Origin of the sequence: Achromobacter sp. (genome assembly GCF_032102605.1) — a bacterium.
Lineage (GTDB): Bacteria > Pseudomonadota > Gammaproteobacteria > Burkholderiales > Burkholderiaceae_B > Achromobacter.
In genome coordinates, this window is sequence record NZ_DAMDGT010000001.1 from 591594 (window position 1) to 615265 (window position 23672).

23 protein-coding genes are annotated in these 23672 nt (G+C 64.1%); 5 read left to right on the plus strand and 18 right to left on the minus strand.

All coding sequences use genetic code 11. The features are described 5' to 3' along the window. Positions 1–8: 8 nt before the first annotated feature. Positions 9–2084, minus strand: coding sequence for a hydantoinase/oxoprolinase family protein (locus RT614_RS02785; protein WP_313620105.1), 2076 nt, complete (start codon positions 2082–2084; stop codon positions 9–11). A gap of 124 nt (positions 2085–2208) precedes the next feature. Continuing rightward, positions 2209–3153, minus strand: coding sequence for a LysR family transcriptional regulator (locus RT614_RS02790; protein ID WP_313620107.1), 945 nt, complete (start codon positions 3151–3153; stop codon positions 2209–2211). Between the two features lie 131 nt (positions 3154–3284). Between RT614_RS02790 and RT614_RS02795 the strand changes: the two genes are divergently transcribed. After that, positions 3285–4256 (plus strand): tripartite tricarboxylate transporter substrate binding protein, encoded by a 972-nt coding sequence (locus RT614_RS02795; protein ID WP_313620109.1) that lies wholly within the window; start codon positions 3285–3287, stop codon positions 4254–4256. A 19-nt stretch (positions 4257–4275) separates the two neighbouring features. Here the strand turns inward: RT614_RS02795 and RT614_RS02800 are convergent, their stop codons facing one another. From RT614_RS02800 to RT614_RS02820, 5 genes are all read right to left on the minus strand, one after another. Next, positions 4276–5157, minus strand: coding sequence for a YihY/virulence factor BrkB family protein (locus RT614_RS02800; protein WP_313620111.1), 882 nt, complete (start codon positions 5155–5157; stop codon positions 4276–4278). 84 nt (positions 5158–5241) lie between these two features. Further along, entirely contained in the window at positions 5242–6102 is an 861-nt protein-coding gene (locus tag RT614_RS02805; protein ID WP_313620112.1) for an NmrA family NAD(P)-binding protein, read from the minus strand. 159 nt (positions 6103–6261) lie between these two features. Beyond that, positions 6262–6855 (minus strand): hypothetical protein, encoded by a 594-nt coding sequence (locus tag RT614_RS02810; protein ID WP_313620114.1) that lies wholly within the window; start codon positions 6853–6855, stop codon positions 6262–6264. Positions 6856–6988: 133 nt separating this feature from the next. Further along, a complete protein-coding gene (locus RT614_RS02815) occupies positions 6989–7279 on the minus strand; it encodes a cyclic-phosphate processing receiver domain-containing protein (protein WP_313620648.1) in 291 nt (96 codons plus the stop codon). Between the two features lie 175 nt (positions 7280–7454). Next, positions 7455–7955 (minus strand): Lrp/AsnC family transcriptional regulator, encoded by a 501-nt coding sequence (locus RT614_RS02820; protein ID WP_313620115.1) that lies wholly within the window; start codon positions 7953–7955, stop codon positions 7455–7457. Positions 7956–8041: 86 nt separating this feature from the next. Here RT614_RS02820 and RT614_RS02825 point away from each other — a divergent pair, with 86 nt between their 5' ends. After that, entirely contained in the window at positions 8042–9025 is a 984-nt protein-coding gene (locus RT614_RS02825; protein ID WP_313620116.1) for an MFS transporter, read from the plus strand. Here the strand turns inward: RT614_RS02825 and RT614_RS02830 are convergent. Together RT614_RS02830 and RT614_RS02835 are read right to left on the minus strand one after the other, a co-directional pair. Next, on the minus strand, positions 8992–9279 hold the full coding sequence (locus RT614_RS02830; RefSeq protein ID WP_313620117.1) for an alpha/beta fold hydrolase: 288 nt from the start codon (positions 9277–9279) through the stop codon (positions 8992–8994). The two genes, RT614_RS02825 and RT614_RS02830, sit on opposite strands and share 34 nt — an antisense overlap. A 173-nt stretch (positions 9280–9452) precedes the next feature. Next, positions 9453–10121: a TetR/AcrR family transcriptional regulator gene (locus RT614_RS02835; protein ID WP_313620119.1), complete on the minus strand. Its 669-nt coding sequence runs from the start codon at positions 10119–10121 to the stop codon at positions 9453–9455. Between the two features lie 140 nt (positions 10122–10261). Here RT614_RS02835 and RT614_RS02840 point away from each other — a divergent pair, with 140 nt between their 5' ends. Beyond that, positions 10262–10552 (plus strand): hypothetical protein, encoded by a 291-nt coding sequence (locus tag RT614_RS02840; RefSeq protein WP_313620121.1) that lies wholly within the window; start codon positions 10262–10264, stop codon positions 10550–10552. A gap of 136 nt (positions 10553–10688) precedes the next feature. Here RT614_RS02840 and RT614_RS02845 read toward each other — a convergent pair whose 3' ends face one another. From RT614_RS02845 to RT614_RS02885, 9 genes are all read right to left on the minus strand, one after another. Further along, positions 10689–12101, minus strand: coding sequence for a DUF2252 domain-containing protein (locus RT614_RS02845; protein ID WP_313620123.1), 1413 nt, complete (start codon positions 12099–12101; stop codon positions 10689–10691). A gap of 323 nt (positions 12102–12424) precedes the next feature. Further along, on the minus strand, positions 12425–13390 hold the full coding sequence (locus tag RT614_RS02850; RefSeq protein ID WP_313620125.1) for a DUF3829 domain-containing protein: 966 nt from the start codon (positions 13388–13390) through the stop codon (positions 12425–12427). Positions 13391–13553: 163 nt separating this feature from the next. Next, on the minus strand, positions 13554–15104 hold the full coding sequence (locus tag RT614_RS02855) for a PLP-dependent aminotransferase family protein (protein ID WP_313620126.1): 1551 nt from the start codon (positions 15102–15104) through the stop codon (positions 13554–13556). 111 nt (positions 15105–15215) lie between these two features. Beyond that, positions 15216–16043 carry an ABC transporter permease subunit gene (locus RT614_RS02860; protein ID WP_313620127.1) on the minus strand — a complete coding sequence of 276 codons (828 nt, stop codon included), beginning with the start codon at positions 16041–16043 and terminating at the stop codon, positions 15216–15218. Then, positions 16036–16869, minus strand: a complete 834-nt coding sequence (locus RT614_RS02865; RefSeq protein WP_313620128.1) for a taurine ABC transporter ATP-binding protein — start codon at positions 16867–16869, stop codon at positions 16036–16038. The genes RT614_RS02860 and RT614_RS02865 overlap by 8 nt, the downstream gene beginning before the upstream one ends. A 104-nt stretch (positions 16870–16973) precedes the next feature. Then, complete coding sequence (gene tauA, locus RT614_RS02870; protein ID WP_313620130.1) at positions 16974–18002, minus strand: taurine ABC transporter substrate-binding protein; 1029 nt, start codon at positions 18000–18002, stop codon at positions 16974–16976. Between the two features lie 247 nt (positions 18003–18249). Next, positions 18250–18795, minus strand: a complete 546-nt coding sequence (gene folE / locus RT614_RS02875) for a GTP cyclohydrolase I FolE (RefSeq protein WP_313620132.1) — start codon at positions 18793–18795, stop codon at positions 18250–18252. 123 nt (positions 18796–18918) lie between these two features. Next, entirely contained in the window at positions 18919–19575 is a 657-nt protein-coding gene (locus tag RT614_RS02880) for a response regulator transcription factor (RefSeq protein WP_313620133.1), read from the minus strand. Further along, on the minus strand, positions 19572–20993 hold the full coding sequence (locus tag RT614_RS02885; protein WP_313620134.1) for a cache domain-containing protein: 1422 nt from the start codon (positions 20991–20993) through the stop codon (positions 19572–19574). The genes RT614_RS02880 and RT614_RS02885 overlap by 4 nt, the downstream gene beginning before the upstream one ends. A 314-nt stretch (positions 20994–21307) precedes the next feature. Between RT614_RS02885 and RT614_RS02890 the strand changes: the two genes are divergently transcribed. After that, positions 21308–23395 (plus strand): carbon starvation CstA family protein, encoded by a 2088-nt coding sequence (locus tag RT614_RS02890; protein ID WP_313620135.1) that lies wholly within the window; start codon positions 21308–21310, stop codon positions 23393–23395. 15 nt (positions 23396–23410) lie between these two features. Continuing rightward, on the plus strand, positions 23411–23623 hold the full coding sequence (locus RT614_RS02895) for a YbdD/YjiX family protein (protein WP_409558416.1): 213 nt from the start codon (positions 23411–23413) through the stop codon (positions 23621–23623). Positions 23624–23672 lie beyond the last annotated feature (49 nt).

The following is a 23672-nucleotide window of genomic DNA, read 5'->3' on the forward strand; positions in this document are numbered from 1 at the left end:
CGTTCGCCTTAGATATTGAGGTTGACGACGAGGTTGCCGTATTCGTCGGCGCGTGCCTGCTGGCCCGGCAGCACGACGGTGGTCGAGCTCATTTCCTCGATCACGGCCGGCCCGTTCACCGGGGTGTCAACCGGCAGCAGGGCGCGGCGCAGGATGGGGGTGTCCACCCAGCCAGATCCCTCGAAGTACACATCGCGACGTTCCTTGATGGCGCCCTCGACGCTGGCGCCGCCCTCGACTTTGGCCAGCGGCGCCCGCGGCACCAGGCCGGTGGCGCGGACCCGGCAATTGACGATCTCTACCGGACGGCCGGCGGCGTCGTAGCCGTACTCGCGCACGTGCGCCGCGCCGAATGCCGCGACGAACGTCTCCAGGGGCATCAGCTGCATGCCGTCCAGCGGCACGGCGATCTCGAAGTTCTGCCCCTGGTAGCGCGCGTCGATGACGGCGGACAGGCGCTGGTCCGAGTCATCGACGCCCTCGCTGGACAGCCAGCCACGCGCCTTGCCGGCCAGGGCTTCCAGCGCCTGCTGCACCGCCGTCCAGCCGCTGGGGGTGGCGTGGGCCATCAGCGTCTGCACGAAGTCCATGGAGATGTCGGACAGCAGGATGCCGCGGGCGCACATGGTGCCGGGCTCCTGCGGAATCAGCAGCGCGCCGATGCCGCAGTCGCGCGCCAGTTCGGCGGCATGCAGGCCGCCCGCGCCGCCGAAGGCACACAGCGCGAACTTGCGAATGTCATGCCCCCGTTCCGTGGAGACCGCGCGCACCGCGCGCGCCATGTTCGAGTTGGCGATGCGCAGGATGCCGTAGGCGGCTTCCTCCACGCTCAGGCCCAGCGGACGGGCGATCTGCTGTTCCAGCGCCTCGCGCGCCTGGGCCGCATAAACGGCCATCCGGCCTTCCAGCAGCGCGACCGGATTGAGGCGGCCCAGGACCACGTGGGCGTCGGTGATGGTCACCACCTGGCCGCCGCGGTTGTAGGCAACGGGGCCGGGCACCGCGCCCGCGCTCTGCGGGCCGACTTTCAACGCGCCCGCGTCGTCGATGCGGGCGATGCTGCCGCCGCCCGCGCCGATGACGTGCACGTCCACCATCTGCGTCTTGACCGGATAGTCGGCCACCAGGCGGCTGGACGTGAACAGCGGCCGCAACTCGGCCACGAGCGACACGTCCGTGCTGGTGCCGCCCACGTCAAAGGTAATCAGATTGGGCAGGCCCGCCACGCGGCCCAGCTCGGTGGCGCCGATCACGCCGGCGGCGGGGCCCGACACGCACGTGCGCACGGGAGCCGTCAGCACCGACTCCACGGACATCAGGCCGCCATTGGAATGCACGGTGGTCGGCTCTGCCGCCACGCCCATGCTGCGCACGGAGCTGACCAGATTGCGCATGTAGCCGGCCATGCGCGGGCCGACATAGGCATTGAGCGCGGTGGTGGACATGCGCTCGTACTCGCGGAACTCCGGCAGGATCTCGCTGGACACGCTGAGATAGACGCCAGGCAGGTGTTCGGCCAGGATGTCGCGGGTGAGGCGCTCGTGCGCACCGTTGCGGTAGCTGTGCATGAAGCAGATCGCCACGGAATCGACACGGGCGGCGGCCAACTCGCGCGCCACCGCCACGACCTCGTCCTCATCCAGCGCTTGCAGCACCGACCCGTCGGCGCCTATGCGCTCGGTCACTTCAAAACGCCACTCGCGCGGCGCCAGCGGCTGCGGCTTGATGACGTTGTAGTCGTACAGGTGAGGGCGCGTCTGCCGCCCGATCTCCAGCACGTCGCGAAAGCCGCGGGTGGTCACCAGGGCGCAGCGCGAGCCCCTGCGCTCGATCACCATATTGGTGGCCACGGTCGTGCCGTGGCCCACGTGCGCCAGTTCGGAACCGGCGATCTCGTGTTCGCGGATCAGGTGGGCCAGGCCCGTCTGAATGGCCTCGGACGGGTCGTGCGGTGTCGACGGCACCTTGAAGTAATGCAGTTCACCGGTGTGCTCGGCAAGCAAGGTGAAGTCGGTGAACGTGCCGCCTACGTCGAAGCCGACGCGAAAACGGCGGGCGCCCGGGGCGGATGCGGTCTGGGTCACTCTGGTCTCCAGGATGCTGGCGCGAAAGGCGCCGGGAGTGGGATGAGCAGAATGCTATTGACCGACCATCATTCGGTCCAATCAAAGATTGGTATCAGCAATCATCACTTGTGTGAATGATGCGTCAGTAGGGATGCGATTCCGCCGGCTGCGCCTGGTCGAACACCATTCCCTGGGCCTGGCAGACCTTGAGGATCTCTTCGCGCAGCCAGCGATGCGCGGGGATATTGTCCGAGCGCTCGTGCCAGATCAGGTTGACGGTGCGCGGCGCGAACGGAAAGGGCGCTTCGACCGCTTCCAGCAGATGGCTGTAGGGACTGTTGCGCACGGTGTTCAGGGGCACCACGCAGATCAGGTCCGTCTCGGCCAAAAGGCGCGGGGCCAGCGCGAACTGGTTGATGGTAAGCACGACATTGCGCTTGTAGCCATGAGGCGCGAGCTCGTGGTCGATCAGGGTGGGCGTGCCCAGCAGGCTGACCATCAGATGGCGCGCGCGCAGGAAGCTGTCCAAAGTGAAGCGCGGCTGCGCCAGCAGCGGATGGCCCTTGCGCATGGCGCAGACGTAGGTCAGGGTCTCCAGCGGCAGCGTGCGCAACGATGAACCGAAGTTCGAATACACGCCGGCAGCCATGTCGACTTCGCCTTTCTCCAGCAGCACGCCAGCGTTGTCCAGCGAATAGGGATGCAGGTGGATGCGCACATTCGGCGCCACGGTCTGCTGCTCGACGAACAGCGGCCGGATGACCTGGTCGGCCACGTAGTCGGACATCGCCATGCGGAACACCGCCTCGGAGCGCGCAGGATCGAAATCGTTGCGCTCCAGCGTGTCGGCGATGCTGGCCAGCGCGTCGCGGATCGGCGGCCACAGCAGCTCGGCGCGCTGCGTGGGCAGCACGCCGCCCTGGACCTTCACGAACAGGGGATCCTTCAAGGTCATGCGCAGGCGGTTGACGGCATTGCTGACCGCCGGTTGCGTCATGTGAAGCGCGGCGGCCGCGCGCGTGACATTGCGTTCGGTCATGACCGCATCGAAGATGCGCAGCAGGTTCAGGTCCATCGAGGTCAACATCGCAGTCCCGTGGTGATTATCAACGTTGGTGATAGAGATTTATTTTAAATGTTGATTAGCCATATAACACCGGACCGCTTAATCTTTCCCGGGTGCAAGTGCAATAGTTACACCACGAGGGGAAATCATTGATGGTGAAGCATCTGAAAACTCTGGCCGCAGCCTGTCTGGCCGCCTGGATAGCCACGCCCGCGATGGCCGCGGACAGCTACCCCAGCAAGCCGATCACGATTGTTCTGCCCTATGCGACCGGCGGGTCGGCCGACATGCTGGCGCGCTTCGCGGCGCAGGCCCTGCAGACGGAATTGGGCAAGCCCGCCATCGTCGAGGCCAAGCCCGGCGCCGGCGGCGTGCTGGGCACGGAGTTCGTCTCGCGCGCCGAACCGGACGGCTACACGCTTGCGCTGACCGCCAGCGGCACTATGGCGGTGAATCCGTATGTCTACAAGCTGCGCTATAAGCCGCTCGAAGACTTCAAGCAGATCACGGTGCTGGTCGACCTGCCTTTCGTGGTGGTCACGAACAACGAATTCCCCGCCAGGAACCTGCAGGAATTCATCGACTACGGCCGCAAGAATCCCAACAAGATCACTTTTGGCAACGCCGGCCTGGGTACCCAGCAGCACCTGACGCAGCTCATGTTCGCCCGCGCCGTCGGCATGCAGGTGAACATCGTGCCCTACAAGGGCAGCAGCCCGGCCATGAACGATCTGCTGGGCGGCCATATCGATGCGGTGCTCGACAACACCGGCGTGCAGACGCCCTTCATCAAAGCCGGCAAGGTGCGCCCCTTGTTCGTCACCAACCCGGAACGCGTGGCGGCATTGCCCGACGTACCGACCGCTCCCGAAGCCGGTCTGCCCGGGTTTTCCGCGGTCGCCTGGTTCGGCCTGGCCGCGCCAAAGGGCACGCCGGACGAGATCGTCGACAAGATCCAGCAAGCCCTGGCCCGCAACTTCGCCAAGCCGGAAATGCAGCAGCGTCTGTTGGACCTGGCGATGATTCCTCGTGTATCCACCCCGGCTGAAACAACGGCCCGAGTGAAAAGCGATTTGGAGACATTCGGGCGCGTGGCCAAAGAGATTGATCTGAAGCCGATGTGACGGGGGGCTTGAGCCAAGTTCACGTGTCGCTTGCCGTGGGGCAGGATGGGTTGCGCTCTTGGCGCGATCCATGCGCTTCGGCATAAACCCGGGTGAATTCTGCGCCCAGCAGAAACACCTGGGACGCGTAGTACACCCAGATCAGCACGACCACCAGCGACCCCGCCGCAGCGTATGAAGAGGCGACGGACGCCTTGGCCATGTACAGGCCGATCAGGAACTTGCCGATTTCGAACAAGACGGCGGTAACGAATGCGCCTGCCCAGACGTCTCGCCACGCGACTGAGACTTGGGGCATGAACCGGTAGATCATCCCGAAAAGCAGGGTGAGTATGCCCAAGGTAATTGCTGTGTTGACCGCTTGGAGCAGCATCTCCCAACCGGGGATGCCGCCGCCCAGCCAACTGCCCAGTGCTGTCAGCAATGTGCTGACGAAAAGCGAGACGAGCAACAGAAACGCCAATGTCAAAATCAGGCCAAAGGAAAGCAGACGCGCGCGGATCAGGGCCCAGATGCCGGACTGCTTCTTGGCGTTGACCTTCCAGATGCGGTCCAGCGCGCTTTGCAGTTCCGAAAATACCGTCGTCGCGCCGATCACCAACACCACGACGCTGATGATCGTGGCCGCAATGCCCTGCACGGGTTCTTGCGCACCCAAGACGACACTTTCCACCGCCTTCCCGCCCTCTACGCCGACCAGGGCGCTGACCTGCTCGAACAACTGTCCCTGCACGGCCTCGCGGCCCCAGAAGAGTCCGGCGATGCCGATCACGATAATGACAAGTGGCGCCAGCGAGAAAACCGTGTAGAACGCGATGGCGGCGCCCATGCTGGGTGCATAGTCGTCCAGCCAGTTCATCACCGTTTGCTTGACTAACGCATAGAACCGTTTGATAGCCATTCTTCGCACTCCCAGCGCATGCAAGCGCTTAGCAAGTGGCGTGCCGCCCTTGAACCGCCCGGTTTCTACGCGACCTTGGCCACATCAGTCATGGACCGCCAGGCCCCCGATGTAAGCCTCCAGGGTGGTCGATCCCCGCAGCGGGGTGTCCGACAAGTCAAAGCCGCTGTCGACGCTAACCGCGGTCATGCGGGCATAGGATGCCGCGGCGGCTTCAGAGAACCCCTGGCTGACGAACGCCTGCTGCCATTCCGCGCGCGGTACGACGTGGACCTCGACAGGCCGGTCCAAGGTCTGCGCGAACGCTCGCGCTACGTCGCTGGGCGTATACCGCCTGGGGCCTTCCACGTAGCGGACGCCGCAGTCGTCGGGAGCCGACATCAAGCGGGCGGCTGCGACCTCGCCCAGATCTTTTGGTGCGACCATCGGAATGGCGAGATTCGCCGGGAAAAGGCTGGGCAGCACACCGGTGTTGCGCACCGTTTCGAGCAACCCGTCCCAGTTGCTCATATAGTAAGCAGCACGGTTCACGGCCGCCGGCAACGCCTGAGCCCGCAGACCTTCTTCCAGTTCCCACAGCACGTTCAAGTCGCCCATGCAGCTGCCCGGCTGGGCGCCACCCGTCGATTCTGCAACGACTTTTTCAAGTCCCGATCCCTCGAGCGCGGCCAGTATGTTCGCAACGGTATGTCTTTCGACGACGTCGGTATCGGTTTTGGTGTCAGCGGGAGGATTCAGCAGAAAAGCGCGGCGCCCACGCTGGAACGCGGCGCGTAATGACGCCACGTCTTCCACATTGGCCTGGACAATGTCCGCGCCCAGCGTGCGCCAGTGCGCGGCGCGAGCCGCAGAGCGGGTCACGATGGTTACCTCCGCCCCGCGCGCGAGCAAAGCGCGCGCGGTGGCCGCCCCGACGTGTCCCGTGCCGCCCATGATGATGTACATGTGTCAGTCCTCCGGTCAGTGACGGTTGCGAGCGTCCCGGCGCCCGGGCCGCGCCTGATCAGGTCAAACTCAATTGCCGGCTATCGCGGCCGCAGCGTGCAACGGCGGTACCCTTCGAATTCCTATTGGACGCCCGTGCGGAGCTGGCTCAGATCCCAATCACGCAGTCGACTCCGGCGTCTTGCCGGCGACCTCGAACTGCGAGGAAAAATGTTCGCGAATGACCGGAGCCCACCGGCGCCAACTGAAGAAGGCGCTTGGGTGACGAATGAAGAGTAGCTTTAGCGCGCGTCCATCGTCAGAAATCGAAATCAAGCGCGGCTGGGTTCGTCCGACCTTCGCAGGCAAGCGGATCTGTGTGTAGGCTGCTCCGCGAAGTTTGATGGCTTGCACAAGCGCGTCGACCTTCTTGGATTCGAGTCCATAAACGATCCCTTGGTCGATTGCCATCAAACGGGCCAGGTCGAAGAATTCCCGCCAGCCGTTCAGATATTGGTCATACGTCGGCCGTCTCTTGATGTTCGCGAGCGGCTCCAGCACCAGGTTGTGATAAGCCACCGATGACCAGAACGCACGTTTCTGGTCCTCGCTGGGCGAGGGCGCGCGGTAGACCGCACGCTCGATGTTTCGTACATAAGGGGAGTCGCGCCGGTAGTTCAGGGCGTGCCGCCGGTGCGTCTCGCGCAGGCCATCGGTTCGCTGGTACCGCGCATCGAACCCTTCGCCCCAGTTGTAGACGCTCTCGCCAAGCAATACTGTCCGCGCCGCGCTTGTCGAGAAATTGGACCCAACCCACGGCCACCAAGGTAGATTGGGACGACCCGAAAACTCGATATCAAACGAAGAGTCCAGCAGACACTCAAGTTCCATAGCATTAAAAGATCTGTTAGCGGGTTGCCAACCGCTCGATGGCGCGCACGCCCGCCCGCATTTTTTCGGCCGCGGAAGAATTCGCGGAGTGCACGGTGATTCTTGGCGGTTTAAACCGGCGCAATGCAACGGCCTCTTCAATCCACAGGATTACATCGTAGCCGGTGCCTCGGGCGTCGTCGCCCAAGTCATGGTCCAGACTGATTTCCTCGACGGCCCCGGTTTCGAGGAGCCGAATGGCCTCATTGGGCCAGTAAGCGCGGCGCCACCAGGGACCAGATATCCGAGGATTGTGCGCAATCTGGATCGGGGTGTCGAGTGGCGATTACTGGCCCAAAGGCGGCTGGCACCAGTGACACTTGCCGATCCGAATCGGATGGGTCGCTCCGGCCTTAGCCCCACCCGAGGTGCCTTCGACATTGGACTTGTCGCAACTTTCGAATGCGGCTCGGCTGAGCGGATGTCGAAGCCCGATTCGTTCGTCAGCCGGGCGAAGGCCCGCGCTCTAGAAATGTCGAGAGAGCGATGTAGCTGCGCACCGAGCGGACGCCCTCCAGGCTTTGAATTTCCATCAGCAGGGTCTCCAGCGATTCGGTGTCATCCGCGCGCACCTTGATCAGCAGGCTGCCGTCGCCCGCAACCGTGTGGAGTTCCTCGATTTGCGGCCTTTCAGCCAGCGCGAGCAACTGGCGCGTCGCGGAGTAGCTGCTCGTGTCCACCACAAGGAACGTCAGAAGCGTCCGGCCGAGCTTACAACCGTCGAGGATGGCGACGGTGCCTTTGATCACGCCTTCCCGCCGCATTCGCTTCACCCGATCATGCACCGCGGGTTTGGAGAGGTGAACGATTTCGCTGAGATCGGCGTAGCTGCGCGATCCGTCCTTGGCTAGCGCACCTAAAATTTTTCGGTCGATCGCGTCAAGTTCCGCGGGTTTGTGCCGCACCTGCCGAATCGCGTCTGTTTCTTCCTGTCGTTCTGCCATTTTCATTTACTCCTGAATTTTGTGTCTCCTAAAATGAATATAGCCGAACAAAGTTCGGATGACACATTGCAGAAAGGAGTTCATTAATGCCAGCAGCACTGTTTGCGCTGGCGATTGGCGCATTCGGGATTGGACTCACCGAATTCGTCATCGCCGGCATTCTTCCCCAGATCGCCCAGGACTTCGGCGTGGAAATCCCCACTGCCGGCCTGATGGCCACCACATATGCCCTGGGCGTCTTCATCGGCGCGCCCATCCTGACCGTCTTGGGCGCGAAGGTCCCGAGAAAGAAAATGTTGCTCGGCCTGGCTATTGTGTTCACATTGGGCAATGCGCTCACAGCGCTCGCACCCACATTGACTGTCGCATTGGCAGGCCGCATTCTCACGGCTTTCAACCATGGCACGTTCTTCGGCATCGGCTCCATCATTGCGGCATCGCTCGTCGCAAAGGACCGTCAGGCGAGCGCAATCGCGTTCATGTTTTCGGGCCTGACCATGGCAAATCTGGTCGGCGTGCCCGCCGGCACATGGCTGGCGCAGGTTTACGATTGGCGACTGGTGTTCTGGCTGATCGCCGCCATCGGCCTCGTTACCGCCGTCAGCGTCGCGCTGCTTGTCCCACCGATCAAAGCCGGCAAAGCGATCGCACTGAAGACGGAGCTTCGCGCCTTCATGGACCCACAAGTGTTGTTGGCCATGGGAATCACGGTGTTCGGACCAGCCGCCTTTTTCACCTCCATTACCTACATCGCCCCAATGATGATCGAGGAAGCCGGCTTCTCGGATGCGGGCGTGGCGCGGCTGATGGTGCTTTTCGGGTTGGGGTTAGTTGTCGGGAACTGGATCGGGGGTCGCTTCGCGGACCGCTCCCTCTTTGGAACGCTGTTCGTTACCCTCGCCGGGCAGGCGGTTGTGCTGATCGTCTTCTGGTTGGGTGTGCACAGCGGCGTCATCGCCTTCCTCTCCGTGTTCCTCATGGCGGCGTTTGGATTCGCGACGGTCTCTCCCATCCAGAAGCTCGTCATGGATCGAGCCTACAGCGCCGGTGCGCCGACCATGGCAGCGTAAACGATGCCGGGCGTGTACCCCTGCGCAGGGTGCGCCGAATCGCCCATGCCGCGCGGGTCGATGGCAATGACCCTGCGGCCCTCTCGCGCGAGCTTCGGGATGATGTCGCGCCACGCATACCAACTTTCCGGCCAGCCGGGGATCAGCAAAACGGGCGCGCCGGTGCCGGCTTCCACATAGTGGAGTCTGACGCCATCGACGTTGATCATCTTGTGGTGCAATTCGACGTTGTTATCGCGAAGATCGGTATTCATGTCTGCAGCTCGAGTGATGGAGAGTGGAGAAAACGAGAGAAGCGCAAGCCACACGGCTGCCAGGATGCGCATGACAACGCGTCGCGGTGATAGGTCTGGTGGATAAATTGTAGTCATATCGGTTCCTAAATATTCAAAAGAATGCCATGGATCCCCATGGCACGGTCCTGTGCCTAGTCGATGATCTTCATCGCCAAATCGAGAATGGCCTCGTCGAGAAGGTTACGATGGGCGTCGCTTTTCCCGACGACTCGCAGCCCCTGCAGGAAGCAGAGTAGCGCTTGGGCCGCAGCCTCGGCATTGAGGTCAGCATGTATCGAATGGTCTTCGATGCCGAGCCGTATGAGCTTCGATAACGTGCGCTCGAGGTGTTTTAGTGCCTGTTCGAACATGCGCGCGATGTCGGGGTCCATCACGGTTGCTTCGAGTCCCGTCGCGACCACGAGGCAACCGAGCCGCCCTGGCTCTCCCCGCGATTGTTCGAGATAGTGAGCAAGTAGCCTGGCTATGCGCTCCCGCCCCGTCCCGTCGCCGTCCGCGATCGCCTGGATGCGCTCATGCCCAAGCCTCGTGTAGCGTTCGAACGCGGCGACGTAGACAGACTTCTTGTCCGTGAACGCCTTGTACAGGCTACCCCGCGTGAGCCCGGTGGCTTCGACCAGATCCGCAATCGAAGTCGCGCCGAAGCCGCGCTGCCTGAACAGCGCAATGGCCAGATCAACGACTTCGTCGTAGTCGAACTCCCTTGGTCGGCCGCGGCCCGGTCTACTCGTGATTGGCATCATTCGGGAATTATGGATCATATCGTTTCCAAAATCAAGAAAGGCCTTCGCCAGAGACATGCCAAGGTTTGCGCAAGCCACCCCGCACCTGTGCCAACCAGCCCAGGCTGACTCAAACCTGTTTCGGGGGACATTGTCGCGGCCGTCGCTGAGCAACGTAAAATGTCGGGCTTCCAGCCTCCACATGCTTTGCTTATCTTATGAACCTTGATCGACTCCGTCGGGAATTTCCCGATTTCGACATAACAACCCTGCCGACCCTGCCCGAAGGCTACTTTGACACGTCGAGCTACATCGATGCAGCTCCTTCGTTCGAAAACGCGGAGCGCGGATTGAAGGTGTATGTCGACTACGCCAACTATGCCGACCGCGAATCCGGCAGGAGCCAGCGCTATTGCGTTTCGCGCTACGACGAGGAAGAGGGCGACTACGAGGACGTCGCTCTGTCGACTAACGATTGGGCAGAAGTCGTACGCTTCCTGACTGCCTGAATTCACCGCCAGGGGCGATCGGTTTCCGTTTCGATCGTCGGATGATCGACCCCGCGGGCTCTTGCGCTTCCCATGCTCTTTCTTGACATCGCAGGGGCACGATAGCGCGCCCCAAAGGTTCGTCGAGCGGGCGGGGTCAGATGCGGAAATCCGCGGCCATGTCTTCATCGCTGCGGGCTTCCAACTTTCCAGATCGGCACGCGCGAATGAAGGTCGTGTAGTCCGCCTCATTCTGGTCTGCATAGGCCAATGCGTATTTGTTCAGCGCGTCGGAAAAGCCTTCCCCACGCCCCAGATAGGCTGAAATCTCAACTGCCTTGCCGCCGGCTTTGGCGTGGGCGCGCGCCATCGCCCAGCCACAAAAACGGGAATAGCCCAGAAGCAAGGTATTGCTCATGCGCTCGACCTCGGCCGACACCTTCATGTCGCGTAATTGCCGGAAATAGAAGTTCCGACCAGCCGGGCCCGTCGTCCATCCGAGGAAGGCGTCGCTTGCTCCTTGCAACAGCCGCTGTCCGGCGACCACCCGCTCGCCCTGATGCTTCTCTCCTGACGCGGGGTAGTAATCGGCGATAACCGAGTTGCGCGCTTCCTTGACTTGGAGGAACAAGGGTTTTCCATGTCCATCGATGAACAGCATCACCAGGCAGAAGGTTCCGACGCTGCCTACGCCGACCACCTTGAAGGCGATGTCGTTCAACGTGTATTGCCGCAGCAAGGTGCGCTGGTCGGCGGAAAGCGTCTCGGTATAAGCCTCGAACGCCTTGGCCAGCTTGCCCCGCCAGGCATGTGTATCGCTCCAGTTGCTGGTGGGTCCAAGCAAGGAGGCTGGGCCGGCTGGATGAAACAACGCGGGTGGGGCATCCTGAATTGTCCAGGCGCCGTCGCGCTGTACGGCCATTTTGCTCAACACGCTTTCATGGGTACGGGTTCCGGCCTTTGCAATCGTCTTGTCGATGAGTTTGCGGCCCTCGTCCGTCGCGGCGCTCTCCCGCAACCGGTCGAACGAAAGAATTTCGTGCCACATCTCGAGGGCGCTGAGGGTGGAGTATTCGCGCATGCGCTCACCGTATTCACGGACGGCCGTGTGTATGAAGTCGCTGATCGTGTCCTTTCTTGCGCCTGCATGTTGCCCGGCGATTGCCAGGCTCGCCACAAGCCGCTTCACGTCCCACTCCCAGGGTCCCGTCGCGGCTTCGTCGAAGTCATTCAGGTCGAAGACAAGCTGTCGTTCCGGCGTTGCAAAGCCACCGAAGTTCATCAGGTGGGCGTCACCGCAGATCGGAAAGACGATGCCGGAATCGACGGTCCCCGCAAGGTCATGGGCCTGGAGGATCGCGCTGCCTCGAAAGAACGTGAACGGCGACACCGCCATGCGCCCATAGCGCAATGGCACCAGTGCTTCGACGCGCCCGGCACTATTGGCGCGCAGGAGGTCGACGGGATCACGGGCCGTGTTGCCGATCTGCCTATGTTGAGAGCGCTTAGCTCGGCCCCGCGCTTGCCGGCCTATCGCTTTCCGTTCCGCCAGAGTCTTTGGCTCAACCATTTGCGCTCTCCGTGCATACAGTGGAACTTTAAGCTAACCGATGCATTGAAGCTGCGTCCATCATCAACTTTGCCTCGGGCAACGTCACGAGCGACTTGCGCTCCGCCACTTTAGAGGCAAATGCACGGGCGTTGGCCAGCTGATGCAGGCAAACGGAGTGTCGGCCAAACATGCCCTGGGCTCATACAGCGAGGTATGCGTTTCACCTGGAATGAAAGGGGGGAACGCCCGGGCAGGAAATTGGCCGTGCATGAAAAACAGCGCCCGCATGGGGCGCTGCTTCAGGTTGCGGCCATGCAACCGGCCGCGGATGCGCGCGGGGTTTAGCAGCGGCCGACGTTCAAGTCGGAGATCAGGTTGTTGAAATTCTGGCGCAGGTCGTTGGCGTCGTCTTCGATCGTGGGACGCATCATCTTGAATGCGCCGGTGCGCGCCGCATCTTCCTTGTAGCGGCCATTGTTGGTGTGTTCCAGGATCCTGCGGCCGGAGGCCAGGAAGCCGTTGACGTCCATCATCGTGCCGGAGCAACCCTTGGGATCGGCTTCGCGCGTCTTCTTGTCGAAGCCCAGGGCCATTTCGTTCATCTTGTCCAGCTGCTGCTTGAATGCTTCCTGGTCGGCGCCCAGGCCCTTGCCGTCGAACACGCCCGACGCCTTATCCATCGTGGCCTTGCCGTAATAGACCATGCCGGCGCGGTAGTAGGCGACCGTGTCCTTCTTGGCCTTCTCGAAGGCTTCCTTGGTGTTGGCCGTGTCCTTGATGGAGATGCCGCGGTAGAAACCGTTTTCCGCCTTTACGACTTCCGTCAGCGCCGCCACGTAGGCCGGGCTTTTCTCGCGCGCCAGCGCGCCGTTGTCCGACAGGAAGGTCTTGGCGGCCGAATAGTTCTGCAGTTCGTTGCTCAGCGGCGCCAGCTTGCCCAGCGCATCCGAGAACGCCTTGGCCGGTGCGTCGATCTCGGGGATGGGCGTGGTCATCGCCAGCGCGCGGTCGAGTTTCTCTTTGGTGCGCAGGATCGTCGTGTCGTTGCTGATGACGAAATCCTTGAGCGGCTTGTTGCTCTTAAGCGCCGGGACGGCATAGGTCTCGTAGCGGTCCAGCGCCTGCTCGAAGGTCGTGGAGATGCTGTTGGCGGTATCGACGTACTGGTTGTACTTGATGATCTCGGCCTGAGCGGTAGTCGGCTCGGGCGCCTTCGCTTCCTTGTTGGCGCCTTCGTCGCCGCACGCGGCGAGCGCCAGCGTGGCGGCCATTACTGCGAACATGCGCAAGGGGCGCGGCATATACATCTTTGTTTCCTGTGGCGGGTTGCTATGAAGGGGACGGATGATATGCCCTTCAATTGCTTAACACGCTACAAAGTCATTCAGCCCCGTCACAAGAGTTTTCAAGTCATCTCTGCTCGTGATCCGGCATCCGCCGTCTTCGTCCCGCCCGCCCCACACCCAGCCGTCACGCGCCCGGACACACCGCCAGGTCCTCCGCGGCGCGTCGTTGCCCGTCCACCACTTTGGCCAGTCTGGCGATGCCGGGTTCGATGTGTTCCGGGCTGATCGACGTGAATCCCACGCGCAGGAAGTTGCGTGGCGCGTTTGCGCCGTCCATGAAAAAGACGTCGCCGGGCTCGACGACGACGCCTTCGGCCAGCGCCGCTTCGGACAGCGCCATGGCGTTGAGCCACGGCGGGCCCTGCAGCCAGCAGGAGGACGAGCCCGTGATGGGGATGGCCTTGAAGTCAGGAAGATGGCGGGCCAGCGCGTGGGCCAGTTCGTTGCCGCGCTTTTGGTAGGCCTGGGACTGGCGCCGCAGCAGCGCGTGGTGGTGTCCCAGCGAAATGAAAAGCGAGAACGCGCGCTGGATATAGGCGGAGGGGTGGCGCAGCATCAGGCGGCGCAGCGCACGCAGTTCTGCTGCGAGTTCGGGCGGCGCGACGATGTAGCCGATGCGCAGCCCCGGCGCGAACGATTTGGCCAGGCTGCCGACGTAGATGACGCGGCCGTCGCGGTCCAGGCTTTTCAGTGCGGGAATCGCGCCTTCGCCCCAACGGCTCTCGCTTTCGAAGTCGTCTTCGATGATCAGGCTGTCGGCCTGCCGCGCCAGGGCCAGTAGGCTCACCCGGCGCTCCATGGACAACGTGACCGTGGTGGGACATTGGTGGCCGGGCGTGACGAAGACGTAGTCGCAGCCCAGCAGTTGCGTGCCGGTGCGCAGGCCTTGTTCGTCCACGGGCAGGGGCAACAGGTGGCGGGTGTGGCTGGCGAAGATGTTGCGCGCGTCGGGGTATCCCGGGTCTTCCATGCCGACGACCGTGTCTTCGTTCACCAGCAGGTCCGCCAGCAGGTAAAGGGCGTGCTGGGCGCCGACGGTGATGACGATTTCCTCGGCGTCTGCCCACACCCCGCGACGCGGCAGCACCTGCGTGCGGATCTGTTCGATCAGGGCGGGATCGTCATGGGTGATGAGGTCGGGCGCCCAGCTTCGGATGTCCAGCACCGACAGGGCCTTGATGCAGCACTCGCGCCATTCGGCGGTGGGAAAGAGATCCTGGTCGAACTGGCCGTAGACGAAGGGGTAGGGCTGCTTCTGCCAGTCGCGCGGCTTGGTGATGTTGCGCTGCCGGGACGGCCGGAAACGCAGCCGTTCGTCCCAGCGGACGCCGGAAGCGCCGCCGGCGTCGGACGGCGCGACGGCTTCCGAAGCCGGTCCCGAGTGGCCTTCCATGACCGTGTCGCTGACAAAGTGGCCGCTGCGTTCGCGCGACACCAGATACCCTTCGCAGACCAGTTGCTGGTAGGCGAACACGACGGTGTTGCGCGCGATGCGCAGCTGGTCGGCGAGGTAGCGGCTGGAGGGCACGGGCATGCCGGGCGGCAGGTGGCCGCTGAGGATGGCCGACACCAGCATCTGGCGCACGCGGCCCTGCAGGCTGAGGTTGGGCGCGCTGGCCTTTTCGAACAGGCGCTCCCACAACACAGGCTTGAGCATCGAGGCCTGGCTGGACATGGATGGCTCCTTTTGACTGCGGCACGGACGGACGCGGCGCTGCCGCGCCCGGGGGTGTCCGAGCCTCAGGATAAAGGAGCCGGATGGGGTTAGGAATGCGGGATTGCCCTGTCAGATCCGGCCCTTCCAGGGGATCGCAAAACGCTCCAGGTAACGCACCAGCAGGTCGAAGGCGAAGGCGAACAGCCCGATCACGATGATGCCCATGATGACGGTATCGCTGGCCAGGAACTGCGCGGCGTTCAGCACCATGAAGCCCAGCCCGCGGTCTGCGGCCACCATCTCGGCGGCCACCAGCGTGGTCCAGCCCACGCCGATGCCGATGCGCATGCCGGTGAAGATCTCGGGCATGGCCGCCTTGAGGATCACGTGCCAGACGATCTGCCGGCTGGTGCCGCCCATCGCGTACGCCGCGTGGATCTGTTCGATGGACACCGAGCGCACGCCCGCGCGCGCGGCGATGGCCATGGGCGCGAAGATGGCCAGGTAGATCAGGAGGACCTTCGGGAATTCTCCGATGCCGAACCAGATGATGATGAGCGGCAAATAGGCCAGCGGCGGCAGCGGGCGGTAGAACTCGATGGGCGGGTCGAAGACGCCTCGCGCGTAGCGGTTCACGCCCATCAGGATGCCGACGGGAATGGCGGTGACGCACGCAAGGAAGAAGGCGCCGAACACCCGGAACAGACTGGCCAGCGCATGCTCGGTCAGCGTGGAATTGGCCACGCCCTCGGTCATGGCGAAGACGAACTTGTCGTACACCGCGATGGGCGACGGCAGGAACAGCGGCCGCACCCACCCGGCGCTGGTGACCAGGAACCACAGGGCGATCAGCGCCAGGCTCGTCAGCAGGCTGATGTGGCCGCTGTAACCGGCGCCCGGCGAACCATAGACCTTGCCGGGCGCGGCCGGCGTGTGGCCGGCGCGACGCTTAGGCATGGAGCGGGTGCGGGGCGGCGGCGCGCTCGTCCCCGTAGATGATGCCAAGGACTTGTTCGCGCATGGCGATGAAGTCGGGACTGGATTTGATGCCACGGCCATCGCGGGTCTCCAGGTAGCGCCGGTTGAAGTCCGGCTCGAAGGTGTGCGTGATCCGGCCCGGGCGCGGCGACATGACGATCAGCCGTGATCCCAGGAAGAGGGCTTCCTCCACGCTGTGGGTGATGAAGAAGAACATCTTGTTCGTCTGCCGCCAGATGTCCAGCAGCAGTTCCTGGATGGTTTCGCGGGTCAGCGCATCCAGCGCGGCCATGGGTTCGTCCATCAACAGCATGGCGGGATCGCAAGTCAGCGCCCGGGCGATGCCCACCCGCTGCTGCATGCCGCCCGACAACTGGTAGATCATGTGCTTGTGGAAGTCCTGCAGACCCACCAGTTCAAGGTTGCGGCGGGCGCGGGCGCGGCGGGTCTCCTTGTCCACGCCTTGCAGCTTCAGGCCGAACTCCGTGTTCTCCAGCACGTTCAGCCACGGCAGCAGGGCATGCTTCTGGAACACGACGCCGCGGTCCGCGCCGGGCCCGACGATGGGTCTGTCGCCCAGCGTGATTTCGCCCTCGGTGGGCGAAAGAAACCCGGCCAGCAGGCTGAGCAGGGTGGTCTTGCCGCAGCCGGACGCGCCCAGCGCGACGACGAATTCGCCCGGCTCGATGGTCAGGTTGACGTCGTGCAGCGCGATGACCGGGCCGCTGTCGTGCAGGCCGGGATAGGTGACGCTGACGCCTTCCGCACACAGGCGCTGCGCGGTGGGAGTGGACTGCAGGGTCATGCCGATTCCCCCGGTTCGATGGGACGGCGCCTGCGGAACTGGCGGGCGCCGCCGTGGGCGTGACCGGCAGGCGACGGAATGGCGCCTTGCCGGGGCGTACCGGACTACTTGACGGCCGCCTTCGCGTACTGGTCGGTGACGAAGGGGCTGTAGTCGTCCAGCGCCTTGTCGATCTGCTTCTGGTCCTTCAGGAACTTGGCGCTGGCGGCGAAGGCGCGCGCGGCGCCCGATTCCTTGCCGCCGCCCAGCCAGGTCTTGGAGATCTGTTCCTCGACGGTGGGGAACACCAGCAGGCCCAGCGCCTCGACGATGTCATCCGGCTTGCCGCCGATCAGCTTCACGATGCCTTTGACCTGCGGGGAGTCTGCCGTCCATTTTGCGCTGTTGGCGCGGTAATCGGCATAAGACTTTGCCAGCACGCCCGTGAAGACCGCCATGAACTTCGGATTCTTTTGGGCCCAGGCTTTGTCGACCACGATGCCGTCGAAGGTGGGCACGCTGGCGGCGCCGATCTGCTCCGAGTCGGCGATGATCTTGCCGGTCTTGGCGATCTCGGTCAGCGCGGGCGGCCAGACGTAGGCGGCGTCGATGTCGCCGCGCTGCCAGGCGGCCACGATCTGCGGCGGCTGCATGTTCAGGATGCGCACGTCGCGGGGAGGCACCTTCCAGACCTGTTCCAGCCCGACCAGCAGGTGAAAGTGCGACGTCGACACGAAGGGCGTCGCCACGCGCTTGCCCTTGAGGTCGGCGGTGCTGTTGATGCCGGAACCATTGCGCGCCACCAGGGCTTCGGACTTGCCGATGTTGTCCAGGATCCAGAACAGCTGCATGTCCACCCCGCGCGTGGCGCCCGAAGTGATGCCGGTCGAACCCAGCACGCCCACGGGCACGTTGCCGGACGCCAGCGCGGTTGAGATGTCGCCGCCCGAGGTGAACTGGCGCCAGTCCACCTGGTAGCCGGCGTCTTTCAGGGCCTTGTCGAAACTGCCGTCCGCGATGGCGGACAGGAATGGCCCGACGATGAGCTGGTAGCCCACCACGAGTTTGGTCTGCGCATAGGCCGGTGCGGCCAACAGCGCGGCGGCCAGGCCGGCCAGGGTGCAGCGGCGAATCAGGCGGTATATCGCGTTCATGGTGGATCTCCGGGAGAGAACGGCCGCGCCCCGGCGCGACCGGCTTGCTGGTGCCAGTTTGCCCGGATGGGACCAGAACGCTAGGGCCAGATGCCGGGATCAGTAGGAGCCAAAAGCGACCGGGCCCGCCGGCTGCGGCGGCCATGCCAAAACAGGCATCGTCGTCGCAGCGGGCGGGCCCGCGATATGCGCCAAAAGGATGAGTGGCGCGGCTTCTGGCGCCGGGTGAACCGGCGGCCGGTTGGCTTCAGCGGATCAGGCTGAGGAATTCGGCACGGGTGGAGGGGTTGTCGTGGAATTCGCCCAGCATCACCGACGTGACCATGGACGAGTTCTGCTTTTCGACGCCGCGCATCATCATGCACATGTGCTGGGCTTCGATGACGACCGCCACGCCGGCCGCGCCGGTGACGCTCTGGACGGCTTCGGCCACCTGGCGGCTGAGGTTTTCCTGGATCTGCAGGCGGCGGGCGTACATCTCGACGATGCGGGCCACCTTGGACAGGCCCAGCACCTTGCCGGCGGGCAGGTAGGCGACGTGCGCCTTGCCGATGAAGGGCAGCATGTGATGCTCGCACAGCGAATACAGCTCGATGTTCTTGACCAGCACGATCTCGCGCGTGTCCGACGTGAACAGCGCGCCGTTGACGATTTCTTCCAGATTCTGGTCGTAGCCGCGGCACAGGTGGCGCATGGCCTTGGCGGCCCGAGCGGGCGTGTCGGCCAACCCTTCGCGGGACGGATCTTCCCCTAGTGCTTCAAGAATGGCGGTGTAGTGCTTTTCCAATGACATTGGGGACTCCTGGAGGCTGCGCGCGCCCAGTGGCGCGCCGTGGTGCATTTGTGTCGCAAGTCTAACTCAGGGCGCTTGCGCGACGCCGGGCTTGCCGTCGCCCTGTGGGGGTATTGGGCCGGTTCAGACTCCGCGGTTTTCGACGGCGTACTTGATGAGCTCGGCCTGGCCGTCGATGCCCAGTTTGCGCTTGATGTTCAGGCGGTGCGTCTCCACCGTGCGCACGGACAGTCCCAGCATGTGGGCGATCTGCTTGTTGGCGTGGCCGTCGGCGATATGACGCAGCACGTCGCGCTCGCGGTGAGTGAGCAGGGTGGAAAGGGCGCTTGCCTGCGACAGGCGGACCGCGGCCGCCGCGCTGAAGTAGCTGCGGCCGGCCATCACGGCGTCGATGGCCGTGATGATCTCCTGGGCCGGTTCGTCCTTGAGCAGATAGCCGCGTGCCCCGGCCTTGACGGCCTGCACCATGTATTCCGGGTTGTCGTGCATCGACAGCACCAGCACGGCGATCTGGGGATAGCGCTCGTGCAGCAGGCCGGTCAGCTCCAGCCCGCCCACGCCCGGCATGTTCAGGTCCATCAGCGCCAGGTGGGGCAGGGTGCCGCCCTGGGGATCCTCGGCGATGCAGGCCGCCAGGAAAGCCTGGGCGGCCGCGGCATTGCCGGCTTCGCCCACGACCCGCAGCGTGGGCACGGTTTCCAGCCGCAGGCGCAGACCATCGCGCACCAGGGGATGGTCGTCGATCAACAGGAGGCGGACGGCGTCGGGCTTGTCGGTCATGCTTGGGAGGTCGCAAGAGAGGGCGCGGCTGCCGGCAGCGGCAGCCAGGCCTGCAAGGTCGTGCCTTGGGCGGTGGAATAAAAGGTCAGGGTGCCAGACAGGGCGTTCATGCGTTCCCGCATGTTGCGCAGCCCGATCCCGCGTTGCGGGTCCTGCTGCACCTCGGCCTCGTCGAAGCCGCAACCGTCGTCGGTGATGGTCAGTCGCAGATCGCGCGCCGAATAGGCCAGCGTCATGTCGGCGCGCGTGGCGCCCGCGTGGCGAAGGACATTCGTCAGGGCTTCCTGGGTGACGCGGAACAGCGCGGTGGCGTAGGCGTCGGGCAGCTTCACGGGCTGCCCGACGGTGCGCAAGGCAACGGCAAGCGGAGGCGCGTCGTCTTCGGCGCGGATGGCGAATTCCCGTCCCAGGTGTTCCAGCGCGGCGGGCAGGCCCAGATCGTCCAGCAGCGTGGGCCGCAGATTGTGCGAAATGCGCCGCACCTCGCCCACGGCCGTGTTCAGGCGGTCCAGTGCGCCGCCCAGCGGCATGTCGATGTGCGCGACCGCCCGCGGATCATCCGGCTGCGATTGGCGCAGCCGTTCGCGCGCGGCCTCCAGCGAGAGCTTGACGGACACCAGCACCTGGCTGATGCCGTCGTGCAGTTCACGCGACAGCCGCGCGCGCTCGTCCTCTTGCGAACGGACAAGCTGCCGGGCCATCAGACGCAGCTTGGCGTCGGATTGGCGGTGGTCGCTGATATTGAGGGCCAGCCCGCAGGCGGCGACGCCCAGGATGGAAACGGCGGCGATGCCCGCCACCCACGCGAACATGTCGCGGATATTGGCTTGCGCGGCGGCGTCGATCCGCACCAGGGCCTGCTCCACGTCGTCCAGGTAGATGCCGGTTCCCAGCATCCAGCCCCAGCGTTCCAGCACCACCACGTAGCCCAGTTTTTCGACGGTTTGGTGGGTGGACGGCTTTTCCCAAAGGTAGTGCACCACCTCTCCCTGCTGACCGCCGCGCCGGGCGGCCGTCAGCAGGTTCTGGATGACGGCCTGGCCTTTGGTGTCGCGCAGGTTCCAGAGATCCTGGCCCACCAGTTCCGGCTGCCGCGGATGCATCAGGTTGCGGCCCTGCAGGTCATAGACGAAAAAGTAGCCGTCGTGGCCGAATTCCATCTGCGCCAGCAGGTCCAGCGCGCGCTGGCGGGCGGCGTCGTCGTCGCCCGCCGCCTGCAGCGGCGCAATCGCGCTGTAGGCCAGATTCACATAGTGGCGCAGCTCGCCTTCCTTGCTGGCCAGCCAGGCGTTTTCCACGACCTGCTTTTCACGCTGCGCCAGCTGCAATCCCTGCACGTAGACGGCCACCGTGATGGCCGCGACGGCCACCAGCAGGGGGACCGCCGCAAGCAGCAGGATCTTCAAGCGCAGCTTCATAAGGATTTGTATCAGCGCAGGCGGAAATTGCTGCGGCGCATTAGGGGACGCGGCCCAGGGAAAGAAAAGGGAAGAGTGACCGTGGATTTTACGATTTCCACGAAATTTTGCTGCGCCGCATGGCGTAGTAACACGTAGCCCGCTTGCGTAGTTCCGCGCTTGTTGGCGCCGGGGCAAGGCGGAATACTGGCGCCCGCGTCAACAGGACGCAGTGTGGACGCGTGCGTCCGCCACCCCACAACAATGAGTCTGCCTTCCGCGGGACGAAAAAACGTTTCACGCCAAGAGCATGGCGGGAGGCAAGAGGAGCACTTATGCATACCAGCAGTAAGGGACTGGGTCAGCACCTGGTCTGGCTGGCGGTTGCGGTTCTGGGCGCGTTTGCGCTGGGCACCGTGGCGCTGGCCAGAGGGGAGACCATCAATGCGCTATGGGTGGTGATTGCCGCCGTCTGCGTCTATCTGATCGCGTACCGGTACTACAGCCGTTTCATCGCGCGCAACGTCTTCCAGCTTGACCCGACGCGCATGACGCCGGCCTGGAAGCACAACGACGGCCTGGACTACGTGCCCACCAACAAGCACGTGCTGTTCGGCCACCATTTCGCCGCCATCGCCGGCGCCGGCCCCCTCGTGGGCCCGGTGCTGGCCGCGCAGATGGGCTACCTGCCCGGCATGCTGTGGATCCTGGCCGGCGTCGTTTTCGCCGGCGCCGTGCAGGACTTCACGATCCTCTTCATCTCCACGCGCCGCGACGGCCGCTCGTTGGGCGACCTCGTCAAGTCGGAACTGGGCCGCGTCCCGGGCGTGATCGCGCTGTTCGGCGCGTTCATGATCATGGTGATCATCCTGGCCGTGCTGGCGCTGATCGTGGTGAAGGCGCTGACGCATTCGCCGTGGGGCACCTTCACGGTTGCCGCCACCATCCCCATCGCGCTCTTCATGGGCGTGTACCTGCGCTACATCCGCCCGGGCAAGATCGGCGAAGTCTCCATCATCGGCTTCCTGGGCCTGATGGCCGCCATCACCTTCGGGCAGGACGTGGCCGCGCATCCGGTCATCGGCCCGATGTTCGACTTCGACGGCAAGGGCCTGACCTGGATCCTGATCGTCTACGGCTTCATCGCGTCCGTGCTGCCCGTGTGGCTGCTGCTGGCGCCGCGCGACTACCTGTCGACCTTCCTGAAGATCGGCACCATCGTCGGCCTGGCGATCGGCATCGTGGTCGTGGCGCCCGAGCTGAAGATGCCCGCGTTGACCCAGTTCGTCGACGGCACCGGTCCGGTGTGGTCTGGCAACCTGTTCCCGTTCCTCTTCATCACCATCGCCTGCGGCGCGGTGTCGGGCTTCCATGCGCTGATCTCCTCGGGCACGACGCCCAAGCTGATCGAAAACGAAGTCCAGGCCCGCTACATCGGCTACGGCGGCATGCTGATGGAATCGTTCGTGGCCATCATGGCGCTAGTTGCGGCTTGCGTGATCGAGCCGGGCATCTACTACGCCATGAACAGCCCCGCCGCCGTCATCGGCACGACGCCCGACCAGGTGGCCCAGGTGGTGTCGAGCTGGGGCTTCGTCATCAGCCCGGCTGATCTGGTCCAGACCGCGAAGGACGTGGGCGAAAGCACCATCATCTCGCGCGCTGGCGGCGCTCCGACGCTGGCAGTCGGCATGGCCCACATCCTGCACCAGGCGCTGGGCGGCCCGGGCATGATGGCTTTCTGGTATCACTTCGCGATCCTCTTCGAGGCGCTGTTCATCCTGACGGCGGTGGACGCCGGCACCCGCGCTGGCCGCTTCATGCTGCAAGACCTGCTGGGCACGTTCGCCCCGTCGCTCAAGCGCACGGATTCGCTGCCCGCCAACCTGATCGCGACCGGCCTGTGCGTGGCGGCGTGGGGCTACTTCCTGTATCAGGGCGTGGTCGATCCGCTGGGCGGCATCAATACGCTGTGGCCGCTGTTCGGCATCGCCAACCAGATGCTGGCCGCGATTGCGCTGACGCTGGGCACGGTGGTGCTGTTCAAGATGAAGCGCGACCGCTATGCCTGGGTGACAATTGTGCCGACGATCTGGCTGCTGGCATGCACCCTGACCGCCGGCTGGCAGAAGCTGTTCCACGCCGACCCGCGCGTCAGCTTCCTGGCGCACGCCGACAAGTACAACGCCGCCATTGCCGAAGGCAAGGTGCTGGCGCCGGCAAAGTCGCTGGGCGAGATGTCGCGAGTGGTGATGAACGACTACATCAACGCCGGCCTGTGCGCGATCTTCATCTTCGTGGTGGTCAGCATCGTGGTGTTCGGTCTGAAGTCGGTGCAGCGCGCGCGCAACGAGAACAAGCCGACGGCGCGCGAGACCCCGTACGAAACGCTGCCGGCGGTCGCCGCCGCGGGCGCGGACTGATCCAGGAGACGCCGCATGCTGTTCAGCAATATGACTTCGGCAGCCGGCGCCGCCGGCCGATACCTGGGGCAGACGCTCCGGTTGATGGTGGGGGTGCCGGATTACGAGACGTACGTGGAGCACATGCGGCGCACGCATCCTGACCAGGAGCCGATGACCTACGAGGATTTCTTCCGGGAGCGCCAGGAAGCGCGCTACGGGGGGAAGAAGCGGATCGGGTGCTGCTGAGTGGATTTTTCAAGGCCTTGCTGTTGCAGGGCCTTTTTGGTTTTGTGGG

Excerpts from the sequence above, each read along its gene's own strand:
- RT614_RS02790 (WP_313620107.1), bottom strand. The coding sequence starts at position 3,153 with ATGTTGACCTCGATGGACCTGAACCTGCTGCGCATCTTCGATGCGGTC.
- RT614_RS02795 (WP_313620109.1), top strand. The coding sequence starts at position 3,285 with ATGGTGAAGCATCTGAAAACTCTGGCCGCAGCCTGTCTGGCCGCCTGG.
- RT614_RS02840 (WP_313620121.1), top strand. The coding sequence starts at position 10,262 with ATGAACCTTGATCGACTCCGTCGGGAATTTCCCGATTTCGACATAACA.
- RT614_RS02820 (WP_313620115.1), bottom strand. The coding sequence starts at position 7,955 with ATGGCAGAACGACAGGAAGAAACAGACGCGATTCGGCAGGTGCGGCAC.
- RT614_RS02805 (WP_313620112.1), bottom strand. The coding sequence starts at position 6,102 with ATGTACATCATCATGGGCGGCACGGGACACGTCGGGGCGGCCACCGCG.
- RT614_RS02800 (WP_313620111.1), bottom strand. The coding sequence starts at position 5,157 with ATGGCTATCAAACGGTTCTATGCGTTAGTCAAGCAAACGGTGATGAAC.
- RT614_RS02880 (WP_313620133.1), bottom strand. The coding sequence starts at position 19,575 with ATGACCGACAAGCCCGACGCCGTCCGCCTCCTGTTGATCGACGACCAT.
- RT614_RS02850 (WP_313620125.1), bottom strand. The coding sequence starts at position 13,390 with ATGTATATGCCGCGCCCCTTGCGCATGTTCGCAGTAATGGCCGCCACG.
- RT614_RS02890 (WP_313620135.1), top strand. The coding sequence starts at position 21,308 with ATGCATACCAGCAGTAAGGGACTGGGTCAGCACCTGGTCTGGCTGGCG.
- RT614_RS02845 (WP_313620123.1), bottom strand. The coding sequence starts at position 12,101 with ATGGTTGAGCCAAAGACTCTGGCGGAACGGAAAGCGATAGGCCGGCAA.
- RT614_RS02835 (WP_313620119.1), bottom strand. The coding sequence starts at position 10,121 with ATGTCTCTGGCGAAGGCCTTTCTTGATTTTGGAAACGATATGATCCAT.
- RT614_RS02885 (WP_313620134.1), bottom strand. The coding sequence starts at position 20,993 with ATGAAGCTGCGCTTGAAGATCCTGCTGCTTGCGGCGGTCCCCCTGCTG.
- tauA (WP_313620130.1), bottom strand. The coding sequence starts at position 18,002 with ATGAACGCGATATACCGCCTGATTCGCCGCTGCACCCTGGCCGGCCTG.
- RT614_RS02865 (WP_313620128.1), bottom strand. The coding sequence starts at position 16,869 with ATGACCCTGCAGTCCACTCCCACCGCGCAGCGCCTGTGTGCGGAAGGC.
- folE (WP_313620132.1), bottom strand. The coding sequence starts at position 18,795 with ATGTCATTGGAAAAGCACTACACCGCCATTCTTGAAGCACTAGGGGAA.
- RT614_RS02855 (WP_313620126.1), bottom strand. The coding sequence starts at position 15,104 with ATGTCCAGCCAGGCCTCGATGCTCAAGCCTGTGTTGTGGGAGCGCCTG.
- RT614_RS02860 (WP_313620127.1), bottom strand. The coding sequence starts at position 16,043 with ATGCCTAAGCGTCGCGCCGGCCACACGCCGGCCGCGCCCGGCAAGGTC.
- RT614_RS02830 (WP_313620117.1), bottom strand. The coding sequence starts at position 9,279 with ATGAATACCGATCTTCGCGATAACAACGTCGAATTGCACCACAAGATG.
- RT614_RS02825 (WP_313620116.1), top strand. The coding sequence starts at position 8,042 with ATGCCAGCAGCACTGTTTGCGCTGGCGATTGGCGCATTCGGGATTGGA.
- RT614_RS02895 (WP_409558416.1), top strand. The coding sequence starts at position 23,411 with ATGCTGTTCAGCAATATGACTTCGGCAGCCGGCGCCGCCGGCCGATAC.